At 73.8% G+C, this 17635-nt stretch carries 13 protein-coding genes; 6 read left to right on the top strand and 7 right to left on the bottom strand.

Annotated elements, in window-relative coordinates:
* The first annotated feature begins 21 nt into the window (after positions 1–21).
* Complete coding sequence (locus ACXNSR_RS23715; RefSeq protein WP_458637490.1) at positions 22–606, top strand: hypothetical protein; 585 nt, start codon at positions 22–24, stop codon at positions 604–606.
* Between the two features lie 116 nt (positions 607–722).
* On the opposite strand, the gene ACXNSR_RS23710 is transcribed toward ACXNSR_RS23715, so the two are convergent.
* Positions 723–2315 carry a cell division protein PerM gene (locus tag ACXNSR_RS23710; RefSeq protein WP_458637489.1) on the bottom strand — a complete coding sequence of 531 codons (1593 nt, stop codon included), beginning with the start codon at positions 2313–2315 and terminating at the stop codon, positions 723–725.
* Between the two features lie 119 nt (positions 2316–2434).
* Between ACXNSR_RS23710 and ACXNSR_RS23705 the strand changes: the two genes are divergently transcribed.
* Positions 2435–3679 carry a helix-turn-helix domain-containing protein gene (locus ACXNSR_RS23705; RefSeq protein ID WP_458637488.1) on the top strand — a complete coding sequence of 415 codons (1245 nt, stop codon included), beginning with the start codon at positions 2435–2437 and terminating at the stop codon, positions 3677–3679.
* Between the two features lie 71 nt (positions 3680–3750).
* Here ACXNSR_RS23705 and sucD read toward each other — a convergent pair whose 3' ends face one another.
* The 5 genes from sucD to ACXNSR_RS23680 form a co-directional block, all read right to left on the bottom strand.
* Positions 3751–4638: a succinate--CoA ligase subunit alpha gene (gene sucD / locus ACXNSR_RS23700; protein ID WP_189733229.1), complete on the bottom strand. Its 888-nt coding sequence runs from the start codon at positions 4636–4638 to the stop codon at positions 3751–3753.
* Positions 4639–4659: 21 nt separating this feature from the next.
* On the bottom strand, positions 4660–5838 hold the full coding sequence (gene sucC / locus ACXNSR_RS23695) for an ADP-forming succinate--CoA ligase subunit beta (protein WP_458637487.1): 1179 nt from the start codon (positions 5836–5838) through the stop codon (positions 4660–4662).
* Positions 5839–6118: 280 nt separating this feature from the next.
* On the bottom strand, positions 6119–7312 hold the full coding sequence (locus ACXNSR_RS23690; protein ID WP_458637486.1) for a VWA domain-containing protein: 1194 nt from the start codon (positions 7310–7312) through the stop codon (positions 6119–6121).
* A 93-nt stretch (positions 7313–7405) separates the two neighbouring features.
* Entirely contained in the window at positions 7406–9673 is a 2268-nt protein-coding gene (locus tag ACXNSR_RS23685) for a DUF5682 family protein (protein WP_458637485.1), read from the bottom strand.
* Entirely contained in the window at positions 9670–10776 is a 1107-nt protein-coding gene (locus ACXNSR_RS23680) for an ATP-binding protein (protein ID WP_458637484.1), read from the bottom strand. Before ACXNSR_RS23680 ends, ACXNSR_RS23685 begins: the two co-directional genes overlap by 4 nt.
* A gap of 134 nt (positions 10777–10910) precedes the next feature.
* Here ACXNSR_RS23680 and ACXNSR_RS23675 point away from each other — a divergent pair, with 134 nt between their 5' ends.
* A complete protein-coding gene (locus ACXNSR_RS23675) occupies positions 10911–12254 on the top strand; it encodes an SWIM zinc finger family protein (protein ID WP_458637483.1) in 1344 nt (447 codons plus the stop codon).
* Positions 12255–12516: 262 nt separating this feature from the next.
* Positions 12517–14100 (top strand): DUF5691 domain-containing protein, encoded by a 1584-nt coding sequence (locus ACXNSR_RS23670; protein ID WP_458637482.1) that lies wholly within the window; start codon positions 12517–12519, stop codon positions 14098–14100.
* Between the two features lie 321 nt (positions 14101–14421).
* Here ACXNSR_RS23670 and ACXNSR_RS23665 read toward each other — a convergent pair whose 3' ends face one another.
* Positions 14422–14823 (bottom strand): cobalamin B12-binding domain-containing protein, encoded by a 402-nt coding sequence (locus ACXNSR_RS23665; RefSeq protein WP_458637481.1) that lies wholly within the window; start codon positions 14821–14823, stop codon positions 14422–14424.
* Between the two features lie 174 nt (positions 14824–14997).
* On the opposite strand from ACXNSR_RS23665, the gene ACXNSR_RS23660 reads away from it, so the two are divergent.
* Both ACXNSR_RS23660 and ACXNSR_RS23655 read left to right on the top strand, forming a co-directional pair.
* The gene (locus tag ACXNSR_RS23660) at positions 14998–15777 is read left to right on the top strand and encodes an esterase/lipase family protein (RefSeq protein ID WP_458637480.1); all 780 of its coding nucleotides are present in this window, start codon (positions 14998–15000) and stop codon (positions 15775–15777) included.
* Positions 15778–15941: 164 nt separating this feature from the next.
* Positions 15942–17594, top strand: a complete 1653-nt coding sequence (locus ACXNSR_RS23655) for a M23 family metallopeptidase (RefSeq protein WP_458637479.1) — start codon at positions 15942–15944, stop codon at positions 17592–17594.
* Positions 17595–17635 lie beyond the last annotated feature (41 nt).

Genomic DNA, 17635 nt, shown 5'->3' with positions numbered 1-17635 from the left:
ACAGGGGAAGAAACACACCCGATGCCGGACCGCCGCCAGCCCGACTCCCCCACCGACGACAACCCCTTCGCGGCTCCGCCGGAAGGCCGGCCCGACCAGCCGTGGCAGCCGCGCAGCGGTGGTGGCGGCGGGAACGGTGACGGCCCGAAGGACTCGGACGGCCAGCGGGGTCCGGCGCGCTGGGACCCGACGGACCCGATCCAGCGCCGCGCCCGCTACGCGCTGCTGGCCGGAATGTGGGGCTTCTTCTTCGGGATCTTCGGGATCCCGTCGGTCGGACTGCTGCTCGGGGCGCTCGCCCTCTACTGGGGCATCAGCGCGCTGCGCGGCAAGCCCGCACCGGCGACCGCCGAGGGGGCCCCGGCGGCGCCGTCCGGCCTGGACGCCCTGGGCCCGGCGGCCCGTCCCCAGCGCACCGCGGCGGTGAGCGGCCTGGTCACGGCCTCGCTGGCGATCCTGCTGGCGTTCAGCTCGTACGCCCTGCAGCTCGCCTACAAGGACTTCTACGTCTGCCGCGACGACGCCCTCACCAAGTCGGCGGAACTCCAGTGCAACACCCTCCTCCCGAACAACGTCGTGGGCGACGTCCTGAAGGTCCGCCAGTAACCCCGCCAACCCCGCGATTTCAGCCCCGCCAGGGGCCACCTCCCAGCGGTAGCCGGGGGAGTTCGAGGCGCGGGGTCCGGGGCGGAGCCCCGGCAGCGGCGCCGCACCCGAACGGCCTACTCCGGCGGCGGCTTCCGCCGGGCCAGCACCCGCGCCCCGACCACCGGCGGAGCCAACGGCGCCGGCACCGCCTCGGCCGGCTTCGTCATCAGCAGCCCAGGATCCAGCTCCAGATCCAGCCCGGACACCACCGTCACGGCCCGCCGCCGCCCCCCGGGCACAGCCGGCGGAGCTTCCGGAACCGCCGGAGGCACAGGTACCGGCGGGACCGCGATATCCGGGATCAGCGACCCCGCAGCCTTCCGCATCGCCGCCCACCGGATCTCCCGCACCCCGCTGTCGTGCCACCCGTCGTCGACGACCGGCTCTTCGTCGTCCTCCGGGTCGGCCGGCCCGATGGCCGGACGGGTCCGCCACGCGTGGACCGCCACCGCCACCGGCACGGCCAGGACCACCGTCCAGGCGAAGGCCGCCACCCCGGTGGTCCACCACACGGGCCCGAATTCCGACAGCCGCCGTGAGCCCAGCGGCCCCGCCGACGCCGCCGCCAGCCCGGTCATCGTCAGGCCGCACACCACCGCGCCGAGAGCCGCCGTGAGCGCCGTCTCCCCGTACGAGACCTCCCGTGCCCGGCGTACCGCGAACCAGCCCACCGCGAGCCCGGCGACCACCGGCACCCCGGCGGCCGCCCAGGTCAGCGGGGTTCCGGGCCCCTCGGCCGGGAGCGCCTCCAGCAGCGGGAAGCGGGGCAGTCCGGGCGCGCCGGCGAAGCCGAGCGGGGTGGCCGTCACACCGGCGCCCAGGGCGAAGCCGGGCCCGAGGGCGTAGGCCGCCCCCCAGACCATGGCGTTCGGGATCAGGGTGAGTGCGAGCAGCAGGACGGCGAAGCGGCCCGACCAGACCCCGGTCAGCGACAGGAAGGAGGCCTGGACCTCGGCGCCGTGCCACGCGAGCGAGCCGCCGACGACGAGCGCGCCGCCGCCCAGGAGCACCAGGGCACCGCCCGCGCCCGCCCGGAGCGCCAGCGCGTAACGGGGGCGCACGACGGCTTTCCGTACTCCCCCCGGCAGCCAGGACGGCAGCGGCCCGAGCGGGCGCCCCCGGGCCCCCCACACCCCGGCCGCGGCCGCGAGTACGGCCACCAGCGGGACGTGCCAGGCCGCGCTGATGGGGTCGGCCGGCATGGGGCCGCCGGCGGCGTACGCCGTGACGAGGGCGCCGACGGCGAGGTATCCGCAGAGCACGGCCGAGAACACGGCTCCGGCCGGCAGCACCTCCTCGTCCTCCTCCTCGGCGGCGCTTCCCAGCCGGGCCGCCCGCCGCATGAGCAGTACGGGCAGCGCGACGAGGAGCAGCGGCGTCACTCCGACGGGTGCGGGGACGCCGGAGAGGGTGTCGTAGCGCACCAGCTCCGTCCCGTGGGCGAGCAGCCACAGTCCGGCGGCCAGGTGCAGGGCTCCGCCGGGGCCGCTGTCGGGGTAGGGGGAACTGATCCACAGCACGATGACGAGCACGGCGAGGAAGCCGAGCCCGAGTCCGGCGGCCACGGCGCCGCCCACGACGCATGCGGCGGCGGCCGGTGAACGGCGCCGCACGCCGGCTCGCGGGGCCGTCGGCAACGGGGTCCCGCGTTCGGTCACTTGGGTCACCCCGCCATGGTGCCAACGACACGCGCTATGGACGGGTAACAGGCGAATGCCCGTGGTGTCGCCCAATATACGTTTATGTACTTTTTCGCCCAGAGCGTCAGGTTCGCGGGGAGTGTGGCATGACACCAAGCGTCGAGACGACCTCCTCAGAGGACTCGGAGCTGAGCCTGCCCGCCCCCAAGGAGCGCCGCAGACTGCGCGAGGCGGCGGAACTGACACACGATGAGGTCGCGGCGGCCGTGGGCGTCACCGCGGCGACCATCCGTTCCTGGGAATCGGGCCGCACGGCTCCCCGCGGGCGCAAGCGCGAGCTGTACGCACAGCTCCTGGCGCGCCTCGCCGCGCCGCCGCAGGAGGCCGGACCCGCCGGGGCGCCCGGGGAGCCGAAGCCGGCGAGGGCGGCGGAGGAACCCGCCGCGGACCCACCCACAGCGGACCCGCCCGCCCCTGACGGACCCGCCCCTGACGGACCGGCCGCGGACGGACCGGCCGCAGACGCGCGGACCGAGTCCGGCGAGCTCCCCTCCGAAGCCCCCGCGAGGGTGCCGGCGCCGGGCCCCGCCGAGGCCTTCGACGCCCTCTACGCCCACGCCGTCCACGACCTCGCCCGGCAGGCCTACCTGCTCACCGGCCGCCGGGCACTCGCCCTGGAGGCCGTGGAGAAGGCCTTCGTCCAGGCCTGGGACCGGTGGCCCGAGGTGGCCGCCGACCCGGACCCGGTGGGCTGGGTGCGCGCGATCGTGTACGAGTACGCGCTCTCCCCCTGGCACCGCTTCCGGCGCGCCCACCGCCATCTCGACAAGCCGCCCGCCGAGCCCGCCGACCGGATCCTGCTCGACGCCCTGCTCGCGCTCTCCCCCGCGAACCGCCGTACCGTCCTGCTCTACGACGGCGTCGGCCTCGACCTCCCCGACACCGCCGCCGAGACCGAGGCCACCACGCCCACGACGGGCAACCGGCTCGTGCACGCGCACGCCGATCTCGCCGTCCGGATCCCCGAACTGGCCGACGTACCGCTCGAGAAGCAGTCCGCGCTGCTGCGCGACCTGCTCACCGCGCTACGGCCGGCGGTCGCCCTCGACCCGCGCCCCGCGCACGCCGTCCGCGGCGGCGGCGAGCGGCGCACCCGGATGTGGACCCGCGCCACCCTCAGCCTCACGGCCATGATCGCCGTCTCGACGGCCTACACGGTCATGACGGCACCCACCCACTACGAGCCCCCGCTCGCGCCCGGCGAGAGCGTCTCCGGGGTACCCCCGCTCGCCGGCCCCCAGCGGCTCTCCGAGCGGAGCAGACAGCTCCACGACAAGCTGCTCGCCGACCCGGAGGCCGGACCGGCGCGGATCGCCCCGAAGGTCGAATGAGCCGATGAGAACGGGCGTGGCCCGCACCCCCCGAGGGGTGCGGGCCACGCCCGTGCGGTGTCGCGTCGCGCTTACTTGGCGGCGAGGATCTCGCGCGCCAGCTTCGCGGTCTCGGTCGGCGTCTTGCCGACCTTCACGCCGGCGGCCTCGAGGGCCTCCTTCTTGGCCTGCGCGGTGCCGGAGGAGCCGGAGACGATGGCGCCGGCGTGGCCCATGGTCTTGCCCTCGGGGGCGGTGAAGCCCGCCACGTAGCCGACGACCGGCTTGGTGACGTTCTTCGCGATGAAGTCCGCCGCACGCTCCTCGGCGTCGCCGCCGATCTCGCCGATCATGACGATCAGCTCGGTGTCCGGGTCGGCCTCGAAGGCCTCCAGGGCGTCGATGTGCGTGGTGCCGATGACCGGGTCGCCACCGATGCCGACGGCGGAGGTGAAGCCGATGTCACGGAGCTCGTACATCATCTGGTAGGTCAGCGTGCCCGACTTGGACACGAGACCGATCTTGCCGGGCTTGGTGATGTCGCCCGGGATGATGCCGGCGTTGGACTGGCCGGGGGTGATCAGACCCGGGCAGTTCGGGCCGATGATCCGGGTCTTGTTGCCCTTGGCGGTCGCGTACGCCCAGAAGGCGGCGGAGTCGTGCACCGCGATGCCCTCGGTGATGACGACGGCCAGCGGGATCTCGGCGTCGATCGCCTCGACCACGGCGGCCTTGGCGAAGGCCGGCGGGACGAAGAGGACGGAGACGTTGGCGCCCGTCTTCTCCATCGCCTCGGCGACGGAGCCGAAGACCGGGACCTCGGTGCCGTCGAAGTCGACGGTCGTGCCGGCCTTGCGCGGGTTCACGCCGCCGACGATGTTGGTGCCGTCAGCCAGCATCAGCTTGGTGTGCTTCATGCCCGTGGCACCGGTCATGCCCTGGACGATGACCTTGCTGTCCTTGTTGAGGAAGATAGCCATGTGAGTCTGTGACCTCTGCCCTTACTTCGCAGCCGCGAGCTCGGCGGCCTTGTCGGCCGCGCCGTCCATGGTGTCCACGCGCTGCACCAGCGGGTGGTTGGCGTCCGAGAGGATCTTGCGACCCAGCTCGGCGTTGTTGCCGTCGAGACGGACGACCAGCGGCTTGGTGACCGCCTCGCCCTTGTCCTCGAGCAGCTGCAGAGCCTGGACGATGCCGTTGGCGACCTCGTCACAGGCGGTGATGCCACCGAAGACGTTGACGAAGACGGACTTGACGTCCGGGTCGCCGAGGATGATCTCGAGACCGTTGGCCATGACGGCGGCGGAGGCGCCACCACCGATGTCCAGGAAGTTGGCGGGCTTGACGCCGCCGTGGTTCTCACCGGCGTACGCGACGACGTCGAGGGTGCTCATGACGAGACCCGCGCCGTTGCCGATGATGCCGACCTCACCGTCGAGCTTGACGTAGTTGAGGTTCTTCTCCTTGGCCGCGGCCTCGAGCGGGTTCGCGGCCGCGTGGTCCACGAACTCCTCGTGACCCGGCTGGCGGAACTCGGCGTTCTCGTCGAGCGAAACCTTGCCGTCGAGCGCGATGACGTCACCGGAGGCGACCTTCGCGAGCGGGTTGACCTCGACGAGGAGCGCGTCCTCGGCGATGAAGGTCGCCCACAGGGTCACGAGGACCTCCGCGACCTTCTCGGCGACCTCGGCCGGGAACTTCGCCAGCGCGACGATCTCGCGGGCCTTCTCGATGGTCACGCCCTCGTTGGCGTTCACCGGGACCTTGGCGAGCTTCTCCGGGGTCTCCTCGGCGACCTGCTCGATGTCCATGCCGCCCGCGACCGAGGCCATGGCCAGGAAGGTGCGGTTGGTGCGGTCCAGCAGGTACGAGACGTAGTACTCCTCGAGGATCTCGGGAGCGGTCTCGGCGATCATCACCTTGTGGACCGTGTGGCCCTTGATGTCCATGCCCAGGATGTCCGTCGCGCGGGCGACGGCCTCGTCCGGGGTGGCGGCGAGCTTGACGCCGCCGGCCTTGCCGCGGCCGCCGACCTTCACCTGCGCCTTGACGACCGACTTGCCGCCCAGCCGCTCGGTGGCCTCGCGAGCCGCCTCAGGCGTGTCGATGACTTCACCGGCCAGCACCGGTACACCGTGCTTGGCGAAGAGGTCCCTCGCCTGGTACTCGAACAGGTCCACGCGCGTCCGTCCCTTGTCTTTTTAAAGATTCGCAGTGATTCGCGGTTGTCTGCTATCTGCGTGGGCGTGCCGCGGAGGGCAACGTGACGGCGCTGTCACAAGGAAGGCGCACACGGTGACCGTGGACGCGGCATGTCCGTCCCGCAGGTTATCCCCGAGGGACGTGGGACCCTAAATCGCAGATCACACCTGAGCGGTGATACCTGTCACAGATCGCCTCACGGTTGAGCTGGAAGTTCGTGTGATTCACCGATTCACAGCAAAGGCCGGGGCGCGGCCGTCAGGCCGTCGGCAGGGGGCGTTTCTCCAGCGCCGCGGCCATCACGTCCGGGAACAGGTCGGGGGTGCAGGCGAAGGCCGGTGCCCCGAGCGCCGCGAGGGCCGCGGCGTGTTCGCGGTCGTAGGCCGGGGCGCCCTCGTCGGAGAGGGCCAGCAGGGTCACGAACTCGACGCCCGCCGCCTTCATCGCGGCGACCCGCTTCAGCATCTCGTTGCGGATACCGCCCTCGTAGAGGTCGCTGATGAGGACGACGACGGTGTCGGCGGGCCGGGTGATCTTCGACTGGCAGTAGGCGAGGGCGCGGTTGATGTCGGTGCCACCGCCCAGTTGGGTGCCGAAGAGGACGTCGACCGGGTCGTCGAGCTGGTCGGTCAGGTCGACGACGGCGGTGTCGAAGACGACCAGACGGGTGGCGATCGAGCGCATCGAGGCGAGGACCGCGCCGAAGACGGAGGCGTAGACGACGGAGGCCGCCATCGAACCCGACTGGTCGATGCAGAGGATCACCTCCTTCTTGACCGATTGCGCCGCCCGGCCGTAGCCGATCAGCCGCTCGGGGACGACGGTGCGGTACTCGGGCAGGTAGTTCTTGAGGTTGGCCCGGATCGTGCGGTCCCAGTCGATGTCGCGGTGCCGGGGACGGCTGATCCGCGCGGACCGGTCCAGTGCGCCGGTCAGGGTCGCCCGGGTGCGCGTCGCGAGCTTCTTCTCCAGCTGCTCGACCACCTTGCGGACCACGGCCCGTGCCGTTTCCTTCGTCGTCTCGGGCATCGCCTTGTTCAGGGAGAGCAGGGTGCCGACCAGGTGCACGTCCGGTTCGACGGCCTCCAGCATCTCCGGTTCCAGCAGCAGGGCGGCCAGGCCCAGCCGCTCGATGGCGTCGCGCTGCATGACCTGGACCACGGAGCTCGGGAAGTACGTGCGGATGTCCCCGAGCCAGCGGGCCACGTTCGGCGCGGACCCGCCGAGCCCGGCCGACCGTGCCCCCGATGCCCTGCGGGACCCCGCCTCGCCTCCCCCGCCGTACAGCGCGCCGAGCGCGGCGTCCATCGCCGCGTCCCGCCCGGTCAGCGCGCAGCCGGTGCCGTCGGCCTCTCCGCCGCCGAGCACCATCCGCCACCGCCGCAGCCGTTCGCCTCCGGCGCGGTCCGCGGTTTCGTGTCGTACTCCCGCGTCCATGTCCCTACCGCCCATCCGTCCGTCCCCCTGCACTCGTCGTGTTCTGTCAGCCCCGCCGGCGTTCGAGGCGCGGGGTACGGGGCGGAGCCCCGGCAACGGCACCGCACCTCACGCGGCGAGCAGCATCCGCACCAGCTCCACCACCGCGTCGGCCCGGACCGGGTCCAGCTCGGGGGCGAAGCCTTCGGGGGCCGCGGACGCCGGGGCCGTGGCCCCCGCACCGCCCGGCCCGCGTCGCACCAGCTCGCCCAGGGTCCGCTTCACGCCCGGCTCGTACGCCCCGAACGTCCGCCGCAGGAGCGGGAGCACGTCGGTGAAGGCGCGCTCCGGCACCCCGACCAGCCAGGTGTCGATCAGGCCCAGCAGCCGGTCGTCGTGGACCAGCAGCGTGCCCCCGCCCGAGCTCCCGCCCGCGAAGCCCTCGATCCAGCCCGCCGCGTCGGCCGGGGCGGATGCCGGGGACAGGGCGAGCCCCATCAGCCGGGCCGTCTCCTCGGCCGGCAGCCGCCCGTCGTCGAGGAGCAGCCGGGCGGCCCGGCCGCGGATCAGGCCGGGCACGGTGTCCCGGTCGGCCAGCGTGGCGAGCACCGCGGACCAGCGCTCGCGCAGCCCTGCGTCGGCGTCCGCCAGCAGGCCGATCGCTCCGTGCACGCCGTCCACGTGCCCGCGCATCTCCGCCGCCGCGTCGGCGTCCAGCCCGGCCGTGCAGGCCGACGGCAGCGCCACGCAGATCCGCTCGGCGAGCCCGGCCGCCACGGCGCCGAGCGCCGTCGCGTCGGTGCCCCGGACGTCCCCGTACCGCAGCGAACGGGCCAGGGCCGGCAGGGCCTTGGCGAGCTTCGCCACGTCGGTGTCCAGCGCGGCCCGGTCCGCGAGGGCCCGCAGTACGGCGGGCAGCGCCTGCGCGAGCCCGGCCAGCAGGCACTGCTCGGCCAGGGCCGTTATCCCGGCCAGTTCCTCGGCCGCGGCGGCGTCCGCCTCGGCCTTGGCGGTGGCCGCGCCGAGGACGGTGGTCCCCCATATCCCGGCCTCGGCGATCCGCACCGACAGCTCCGGCTCCCACCGCAGCCGCCAGGTCTCCCGGAAGGTTCCGGTGCCGGCCCGGGAGGCGGCGGGCGTGCCCCAGCCGATGCCGAGCAGCCGCAGCCGGTGCAGCAGCAGGGACTTCGCCGTGTCGGTGTCCTTGCGCAGGTCCAGTTCCAGCTCGCGGTCCTGCGCCTCGGCCTTGAGCCGCAGTGTGCGCTGCTGTCGCGTCAGGTCGCGCTGGAGGGGTACGACGGGGGCTCCGTCCGGGACCTCGCCGAGCACGTCACCGACGACGAGCCGGTCCTCGATCAGCGCGAGCGGTATGTCGGAGCCGTCGCACATCACCGCCCGGACCGCTTCCAGGGTCTCCGTCAGGCCGGGCAGCGGCCTCCCCCGCATCGCGGCGAGGGTCTCGGCCAGCCGGACCGCCTCGATGACGTGTGCCGAGGAGACCTGCCGGTCCTCCTCCCGCAGCAGGCCGGCGACCTTGGTCAGCCACCGCTCGACGGGCCGGTCCCGGGCGGAGAAGAGGTGGGCGTACCAGCCGGGGGAGGTGATCCCCGCGCCGTACCCGCCGGCCCGGGCGAGCCTGCGGTGCGTCCAGGGCACCCAGGTGGTCTCGACCTTGACCTTGGGCAGGCCGCTCAGCAGCGCCTTGTCGGCGGCCACGGTGGTCTTGGCCCGCAGCGCGGGGACGTGCCAGGCCCCGCACACCACGGCGTAGGCGTCGCCGAACTCCCGGCGGGCGGCGCGCATCCGCTGGCGCATGTACGCCTCGCGCACCAGGTCGCGGCGGTGGCCCCCGTCGCCGTACGCCTCGCGCAGGGCGCCCATGGCCTCGCCGAGCGCTTCGAAGGCGCCGAGCACGTCCTCCCGTGCGCCTCCGGCGCCGCGGTGCTCGACCACGTCCTCCCACCAGCGCTCGGGATCGTCGTACCCGGCGGTCTCGGCCAGCACGGCCAGGGGGTCCAGCCGGACGGCCTCGGACCCGTCCCCTTCCTGACCTTCGTCTCCGGCGGCGAGCGAGTGCGCCGCCGGGAGGTCGATGAAGCGGACCGGGACGTCGTGCTCCTGGGCCCAGCGGATGGCCACCCATTCGGGTGAGAACCCGGCCAGCGGCCAGAACGCGGCCCGCCCCGGATCGTCCGCGGCGTGTGCGAGGAGCGCGACGGGCGGCCGCATCCCTTCCTCGGCGGCGAGCGGCAGCAGCGCGTCCCCCTCGGGCGGGCCCTCGATCAGCACGGCCCCGGGCCGGGCCGCTTCCAGGGCCGCCCGGACGGCTCGGGCCGAGCCGGGCCCGTGGTGCCGTACGCCCAGCAGCAGCGGGCCCTTCGTCGGGCTGGGGCTCATCCGGTCACCTCCCGGCAGGCCCGGTAGAAGTCCTTCCAGCCGTCGCGCTCGCGGACCACGGCCTCCAGGTACTCCTGCCAGACCACCTTGTCGGCCGCCGGGTCGCGGACCACGGCGCCGAGGATCCCGGCGGCCACGTCGGAGGGGCGCAGCACGCCGTCCCCGAAGTGGGCGGCCAGCGCCAGGCCGCCGGTGACGACGGAGATGGCCTCGGCGGTGGACAGGGTGCCGCTGGGCGACTTCACCTTCGTACGGCCGTCGTCGGTGACGCCGTCGCGCAGCTCGCGGAAGACGGTGACGACGCGGCGGATCTCCTCCAGGCCTTCGGGCGCGGCCGGCAGGTCGAGGGCGCGGCCCATCTGGTCGACGCGGCGGGCGACGATGTCGACCTCGGCGTCGGCGGTGGCCGGCAGGGGCAGCACCACGGTGTTGAAGCGGCGGCGCAGTGCGCTGGAGAGCTCGTTGACCCCGCGGTCGCGGTCGTTGGCGGTGGCGATGAGGTTGAAGCCGCGCACGGCCTGCACCTCTTCGCCGAGCTCCGGTATCGGGAGGGTCTTCTCGGACAGGACGGTGATGAGGGTGTCCTGGACGTCGGCGGGGATGCGGGTGAGCTCCTCGACGCGGGCGGTCATGCCGTCGGCCATGGCCCGCATGACGGGGCTGGGGACGAGCGCCTCGCGGCTGGGGCCGTGGGCGAGCAGCCGGGCGTAGTTCCAGCCGTACCGGATGGCTTCCTCGGGGGTGCCGGCGGTGCCCTGGACCAGGAGGGTGGAGTCGCCGCTGACGGCGGCCGCGAGGTGTTCCGACACCCAGGTCTTGGCGGTGCCGGGGACGCCCAGCAGGAGCAGGGCGCGGTCGGTGGCCAGGGTGGTGACGGCCACTTCGACGATGCGGCGCGGGCCCACGTACTTGGGTGTGATCACCGTGCCGTCGTCGAGCGTGCCGCCGAGCAGGTACGTGGCGACGGCCCACGGGGAGAGCTTCCAGCGGGTCGGGCGGGGCCGGTCGTCGGCGGCCGCCAGGGCTTTCAGTTCGTGTGCGAATGCGTCTTCGGCATGCGGTCGCAGAGCCTCTGCTCGCTGCTCGTTCCCGTGCATGGTCATGGTCCCCCTCCAAAGCTCGGCAGCCGCTCCCGACTGCTGCTCCCACGGTGCACCACGCCACTGACAACGGGCCTGCCCGATAGCGTTGTTGCAGGTCAGAGCGATTGTCAGTGGGGGTCTCTACGGTTGTTCACATGACTGATCAGGGGGACCGCTGGACAGCGGAACAGGTACTGGATCTGGCTCCTGACGATGCCTCACGCAAGGCGGGTGGCAGACTCGGCGGGGCGGGGCCGTGGTTGCAGACCGGAGGTTCCGCTTCCGGTTCGGTGTGGGGGTTGTGCAAGGGCAGCGGCAGCAAGCCGTACCGCACGGTCGTGGACCTGACGGGCCCCGCGTACAAGTGCTCCTGTCCGAGCCGGAAGTTCCCCTGCAAGCACGCTCTGGGGCTGCTGCTGCTCTGGTCGGCGGAGGGGGTCGGCGAGCCGGGCGAGGCTCCGGAGTGGGCCGCGCAGTGGCTGGCGGACCGGGCGGCCAAGGCCGCGCGGCCGTCCGGCGGGAGGGCCGCGCCGGCCGACGAGGAGGGGGCCCGGAAGCGGGCCGAGCGGCGGGCGGCGCGCGTCGGCGCGGGCGTCACCGAGCTGGAGCAGCGGCTGGCCGATCTGCTGCGCGGCGGCCTCGCGGGCCAGGAGCAGGCGGGGTACGCGGGATGGGAGGAGACGGCGGCCCGCATGGTCGACGCCCAGGCGCCCGGACTGGCGTCCCGGGTAAGGGAGTTGGGGACGATACCCAGTTGCGGCCCCGGCTGGCCCGCCCGGATGCTGGAGGAGGCGGCGCTGCTGCACCTGCTCGACCGGGCATGGCTGGGGGTGGCCGGGCTGCCGGAAGAGCTGGCGGCGACGGTGCGCAGCCGCGTGGGACTGCCGGCCTCCGGGGAGGGGGAGGCCGTACGGGACCGGTGGCTGGTGCTCGCCCAGTACGACACGGTGTCGCCGGACGGCCGGCTCACCACCCGCCGGATATGGCTGCGCGGGCTGGCGGGCGGGCGGCCCGCTCTGGTGCTGGACTTCGGGCCGCCGGGGCGGCCTCCGGGGCTGGCACTGCCGGTGGGGCTGGTGCTGGAGGCGGAGATGCGCTTCCGGCCCGGGTCGGCGGGGCTGCGGGCGGACCTCGGTGAGAGGTTCGCGGCAGCCGTGCCGTGCGCGGAGGTTCCGGCCGGGGTGAGCACGGGGGCGGCTCTGGAGGCGTACGGGGCGGCCCTGCAGCAGGACCCGTGGCTGGAGTCCTGGCCGGTGGTGCTCGGTCCGGTGGTTCCGATACCGGGAGAGCTCGGCTGGCAGCTGGCGGACGCGGAGGGCACCTGTGCCCTGCCGGTGTCCCTCACCGGGGGCGGTGGCCGCTCCCGCGGGGGGCTCTGGCAGCTGGCGGCGTTGTCGGGCGGAGGCCCGGTGACGGTGTTCGGCGAGTGCGGCCACCGCGGATTCACCCCTCTGACGGCCTGGCAGCCGGACTCGACCGAGCCCGTCGCCCTGTCCTGATCAGGAGCGGAAAAAGGAACACATCGCAGGGGGCCTGGGGGGTCCTGTGCCGTCACACGGGGGCGGCGAGGAGACGTACGGCGCCGGGGGGCGCCGCACGGGAAACGACGACGAGCCGGGGGGCTTGCATGAACGACAACCACGCCAGCTGAGCAGGCGGACGGGAACATCGACAGCTCCGGTCCCGTGGAGGGGGCGGGACCGGAGCCCATGACGCGACGGACGACCGACGACGAGCGACGAGCGACGAGGGAGGGGCCCGATGGACAAGGGTGACGAGGGGTACGGGGAGTGGGAGCAGCTGGTCGCCGCCGCGCTGCTGGGCACCGAGCGGCGCCGGGGCGGGGGCCCGGCGGGCTCACCGGAGGCACTGCTGGACGCGGCGGCCCTGCACGCCGTGCGGCGCCGGGCCGGGCTGCGTCCGGCCGAGGCCGGGCCGCGCCCGGAGCCCGCGCCCCGGGACCCCCGGCCGGCGCCGCCGGAGGCGGCCGGCCGCAGGCTCGCGCAGTTGCTGGCGGGCCGCAGCGGCCCGGTCAACGGCGGCGGGCGGCGCGGGACCGCCCCGGACCTGACGGAGCTGCTGCCCCAGTGGCTGGCCGCCGCCGCGCGGCACGGCTACCGCTCGCCGGCCGCGCTCGTACCGGCGCTGCTGGACGCGGCCCGGGCCCGTACGGACCTGCGGCCGCAGGCCCTGGCCCTGGCCGGGACGCGGGGGTTGTGGCTGGCGCGGATGAATCCGGACTGGCGGTTCGCCCTGCGCGGCGGTTCGGGCGGCGCCGGGGAACTGCCGGAGGTGACGGACCGGGCGGCGGTGGAACGGCTGTGGCAGGAGGGGCTGTTCGCGGAGCGGGTGGCCCTGCTCGGGGCCGTCCGGGCCCATGACGCGGCGGCCGCGCCGCGGCTGCTGATGACGACCTGGGCCACCGAACGGGCCGAGGACCGGCTGATGTTCCTCGATTCGCTGCGGGTGGGGCTCTCGGAGGGGGACGAGCCCTTCCTGGAGGCGGCGCTGGGCGACCGCAGCCGCAATGTCCGCGCCACGGCCGCAGAGCTGCTGTCGGCGCTGCCGGCCTCGGCGCTGGCCGGGCGGATGGCGGAGCGCGCGCTGTCCTGTGTGGGCCCCCAGGGGGTGACTCCGCCCGCCGAGTGCGACGCGGGGATGCTCCGCGACGGGGTGGTCAAGCGGCCGCCCGCGGGGCGCGGGGAGCGGGCCTGGTGGCTCGGCCAGTTGGTGGAGGCGGCGCCGCTGTCGTGCTGGCGGGAGAGGTTCGGGGGGCTCGGCCCGGCGGAGATAGTGGCGCTGCCGGTGGCCGCGGCCGACGGCTGGACGGAGGAGCTGCACGCGGCGTGGTGCCGGGCCGCCGTGCGCCAGCGCGACGCGCCGTGGTCACGGGCCCTGCTCGGCCCGGCGTCCGCGCCGCCCGCGGCGGGCCCGGGCACGGCCTCGCTCGCGGAGCGGGCCAAGCTGCTGGAGACCCTCCCGCACGCGGAGCGGGCGGAGTGGGTCGCGGAGTTCATCCGGGCCCACGGGCTGTCGGAGGCGTTCCAGCTGCTCGGGGTGTGCGTCGTGCCGTGGGCGGGAGCGCTGGGCCGGGCGGTCGTGGACGCGCTGGACACCGCGCGGGACGCGGGCAGTTACCCGTGGAGCTTCAGCGGGGTGATGGGGCTGGCGGAGCGCTGCCTCGACCCTGCGGAAGCGGGCAGGCTGGAGGCCCTGACCACGGCCGCGGAGGATCTGCCGGACGCGGCCCCCGGCGCGGCCGCGTACTGGGCCGAGGCCTTCCAGCGGCTCGTCTCGACCCTCCGGCTCCGCGCGGCCATGCTGGCCGAACTGGCCCCGGCCTGACCCCTGCGGGGAGCTCGGCCGACCCCTTCGGACCTCGCCGGACGGGCCCGGGTCCTCCGGCTGCCGCCAGAGGGGCGCCCTCGTACGGGCCGTGCTCGGGCGAGCCCGGCAACGCCGCCGGGCGGCGCGGCTGCCGCGGGCCCGGCAGGATCCGAAAAAGACGGCCTGCCGGGGCTCCGGCGCGGACCCGTGTCCCGAACGCGGCGAGGGCGCAGGTACGCGTCGTGGCGTCGCACGGTTCGGAGACCCGGGCGCCGGCCCGCGTGGTGGCGTGCGGGGCGCGCCGCGGCGCAGGCCCCGCCGCCGCCGAACCGCCGGAGGCTACTGGCGGACGTGGGCGCGGACCCACTCCACGATGGCGGTCGTCGTCGCGCCGGGCGTGAAGATCTCGGCCACGCCCTTCTCCTTCAGGGGGGCGATGTCGTCCTCCGGGATGATCCCGCCGCCGAAGACCTTGATGTCCTCCGCGTCGCGCTCCGCGAGGAGCTCCAGCACGCGCGCGAAGAGCGTGTTGTGGGCGCCGGAGAGGATCGAGAGGCCGATCGCGTCGGCGTCCTCCTGGATGGCGGTGTCCACGATCTGCTCGGGGGTCTGGTGGAGGCCGGTGTAGATGACCTCCATGCCCGCGTCCCGCAGCGCCCGCGCGATCACCTTGGCCCCGCGGTCGTGGCCGTCGAGACCCGGCTTGGCCACCACCACACGGATCGGACCGGTCACACCCATCGCACTGCCTCCCGAGTGAACGAACGTTAAGTACAGCATCGCGCACGCCGCCGTTTCGCGGTCAATCACGAGGGGGAAATCACACGTGGGACGGCATTGCGCCACCGTGCCGACAGCCGCACGGCACGGTGGCGCGAGCGTCGCGGTCCCTCACAGGCTCAGGGGAGGCCGTCTATGGGGCTGTCCATACCCATGTCCGTGCCCTTGTCCGGCGCCGCGCTGCGGGCCGGCGCGCTCGAGGTGATGGTGCTCGGCGGGCACCTCCTGCTGTACCCCACCGGGGTGTGCCAGGAGAAGGTCGGGGCCCGGCCGCCCGTCACACGGCCGCCGGTCCTCCTGCTCCACGGGTTCACCGACAACCGGTCCGTCTTCGTCCTGCTGCGCCGTGCCCTCGGGGCGGGAGGCCGGCACGTGGAGGCGTACAACTACTCGCCCTTCACCCTCGACCTGCGCGTCACCGCCCGTCATCTCGCCCGGCGTGTCGAGGAGCTGTGCGAGCGCACCGGACAGGAGCGGGTGGATCTGGTCGGACACAGCCTGGGCGGGCTGGTCGGCCGTTACTACGTACAGCGACTGGGTGGCGACACACGGGTCAGGACCCTCGTCACCCTCGGCACCCCGCATTCCGGCACCCGGGTCGCCCCCTTCATGGACGCGCACCCCCTGATCCGCCAGATCCGCCCGGACTCCGAGGTGCTGACCGAGCTCGCCGCACCGGCGCCCGGCTGTGCCACCCGGTGCGTGGCGTTCTGGAGCGAGTTCGACGCGATCACGACACCGGCCGGGGCCGCGCGGATCGAGCACCCGGATCTGTGTGTGGAGAACGTGCAGGTCACCGGTATCGGACATCTCGCGCTGGCCATCCATCCCGCCGTCATCGCGGCGGTCCGGCGCACCCTCGAAGGGCCCGGCCTGGCCGCCGTCGCGGGCCCGGACACCGCCTCCGTCGCGTAGCCGACGAGCGACCGCCAGTCGAACTAATTTCGAACTCAAGGCCAAGGGTCCGCATTTCGGCGACCGAAAGACGGCCGAATGCCCGGTTCCGGAGATCTGGGGACCCGGCGAAGATTGTCGTTGCTAGTAACCGCCGGGTACAGTCACGCCACTGCTCTCCTCCGGTGAACCTTGAGTTCCCGGCCACCCAGGCCCCCACTGCCGAGGCGAAAGAGAAGTTGGTGAACGACCGCCCCACGTCGGGCCAGTACCCGGATGCCGGGTACGACGGCCTTTCCACCACCGCTTTCGCTGGTGACTCGGCCTACGTTTCCTATGAAACGCAGGGCCAGGGGGTCAATTACGCCGCCTACGGCTCCTACGACACCGGCGCGTACGACTCCACCGCGTGGACCTCGCAGGACAGTTACCTGTCCACGGTCCCCACCCAGGCCGCTCCCGAGGACACCACCGGGAGCTGGGACGCGAGCGCCTGGAACACGCCGAGCACGGACTACTCCGGCTACGCGCAGTACCAGCAGCCCTCCTTCGGCTACGACACCTCCGGCGAGCAGACCGGGCACTGGGCGATGCCCGGCTACGGCACCACCGGCACCGAGACCGGCGCCTACGACGCCACCGCGTGGAACACCGTCGCCGAGACCCCGGCCCAGCCCGAGGCCGCCTACGCCTACGAGTACCAGCCCACGCCGGAGCCCGAGCCCGCGCAGCAGGAGTACGCGTACCAGGCCACCTCCGTCGGCTACGCCTACGAGGCCACCCAGGCCGTCGTCGTCGACCCCGGTCACCAGAGCGGATTCGAGACCGGTTTCGAGGCCGATTTCGAGGCCGGGACGGACACCTACAGCGAGACCGCCGTCTTCGAGGTGCTCTCCGACGAAACCCCGCAGGTCCACGAGGCACCCGCCGAGACCCCCGAGGCACCCGAGGCGTCCGCGGTCCACGACCTGCCCACCCAGGCCATGCCCGTGACCTCGGCCCCGCGCTCGGCGCGCCGGACCGCCGCCAAGGGAAGCACCAAGGGCAACGCCAAGGCCGGCGCCGCCGCCAAGGCGGGCACCGGCGCCGGCGGCAGCAGCCGTCGCCGCAGCCCGGCGAAGCGTTCCGCCTTGCTGACCGTGGCCGTGCCCTCCGCCTGCGTGATGGGCGTCGCGGGCGTCGCGGCCGCCTCCGTCGGCGGTCTCACCGGCACGGACCGGCCCAGCGAAGAGCCCACCACCATGGCCGCGCCCGACCCGGCCTCGGTGAAGCCGGTCGCGGCGAACACCAAGCTCGACACCCAACTGGTCGCGCTCAGCGCCGACGCGGGCGACTTCGCGGACCGCGCGAGCCGCACGCAGGAGCGCATCGACCTGCGCGAGCGCCAGGAAGAGGAAAAGAAGAAGAAAGCGGAGGAGGCCGCGGCCAAGGAGGCCGCCCGCCCCAAGTTCGCCATCCCCGTCAACCAGCACGGCCTGAGCGCCAACTTCGGCCAGGCCGGCGGCATGTGGATGTCGGTGCACACCGGCATCGACTTCCCGGTCTCCTACGGGACGCCGGTCATGTCGGCCACCGACGGCACCGTGCGCACGCAGTGGAACAGCGCCTACGGCAACATGGCCATCGTGACCTCGCCCGACGGCACCGAGACCTGGTACTGCCACCTCAGCAGCACCAAGATCCGGTCCGGCAAGGTCAAGGCCGGCGACGTCATCGCCTACTCCGGCAACTCCGGCAACTCCACCGGCCCGCACCTGCACTTCGAGGTCCGGCCCGGCGGCGGGTCCGCGATCGACCCCCTGTCGTGGCTCCGCAGCCACGACCTGGACCCGACGTAACCGGTCGGCGGAACCGCCCCGCGGAACCGCCCGGCACACCC

This window comes from Streptomyces sp. NC-S4, assembly GCF_054353315.1.
The sequence above is the reverse complement of the archived record's forward strand: the minus strand, read 5'-3'. Positions and strand labels throughout refer to the sequence as shown.

Bases quoted from the DNA above. Each gene is read 5' to 3' on its own strand.
- ACXNSR_RS23670 (WP_458637482.1), top strand. From the start codon at position 12,517: ATGGACAAGGGTGACGAGGGGTACGGGGAGTGGGAGCAGCTGGTCGCC.
- ACXNSR_RS23705 (WP_458637488.1), top strand. From the start codon at position 2,435: ATGACACCAAGCGTCGAGACGACCTCCTCAGAGGACTCGGAGCTGAGC.
- ACXNSR_RS23660 (WP_458637480.1), top strand. From the start codon at position 14,998: ATGGGGCTGTCCATACCCATGTCCGTGCCCTTGTCCGGCGCCGCGCTG.
- ACXNSR_RS23690 (WP_458637486.1), bottom strand. From the start codon at position 7,312: ATGGGCGGTAGGGACATGGACGCGGGAGTACGACACGAAACCGCGGAC.
- ACXNSR_RS23665 (WP_458637481.1), bottom strand. From the start codon at position 14,823: ATGGGTGTGACCGGTCCGATCCGTGTGGTGGTGGCCAAGCCGGGTCTC.
- ACXNSR_RS23715 (WP_458637490.1), top strand. From the start codon at position 22: ATGCCGGACCGCCGCCAGCCCGACTCCCCCACCGACGACAACCCCTTC.
- ACXNSR_RS23685 (WP_458637485.1), bottom strand. From the start codon at position 9,673: ATGAGCCCCAGCCCGACGAAGGGCCCGCTGCTGCTGGGCGTACGGCAC.
- sucD (WP_189733229.1), bottom strand. From the start codon at position 4,638: ATGGCTATCTTCCTCAACAAGGACAGCAAGGTCATCGTCCAGGGCATG.
- ACXNSR_RS23675 (WP_458637483.1), top strand. From the start codon at position 10,911: ATGACTGATCAGGGGGACCGCTGGACAGCGGAACAGGTACTGGATCTG.
- ACXNSR_RS23680 (WP_458637484.1), bottom strand. From the start codon at position 10,776: ATGACCATGCACGGGAACGAGCAGCGAGCAGAGGCTCTGCGACCGCAT.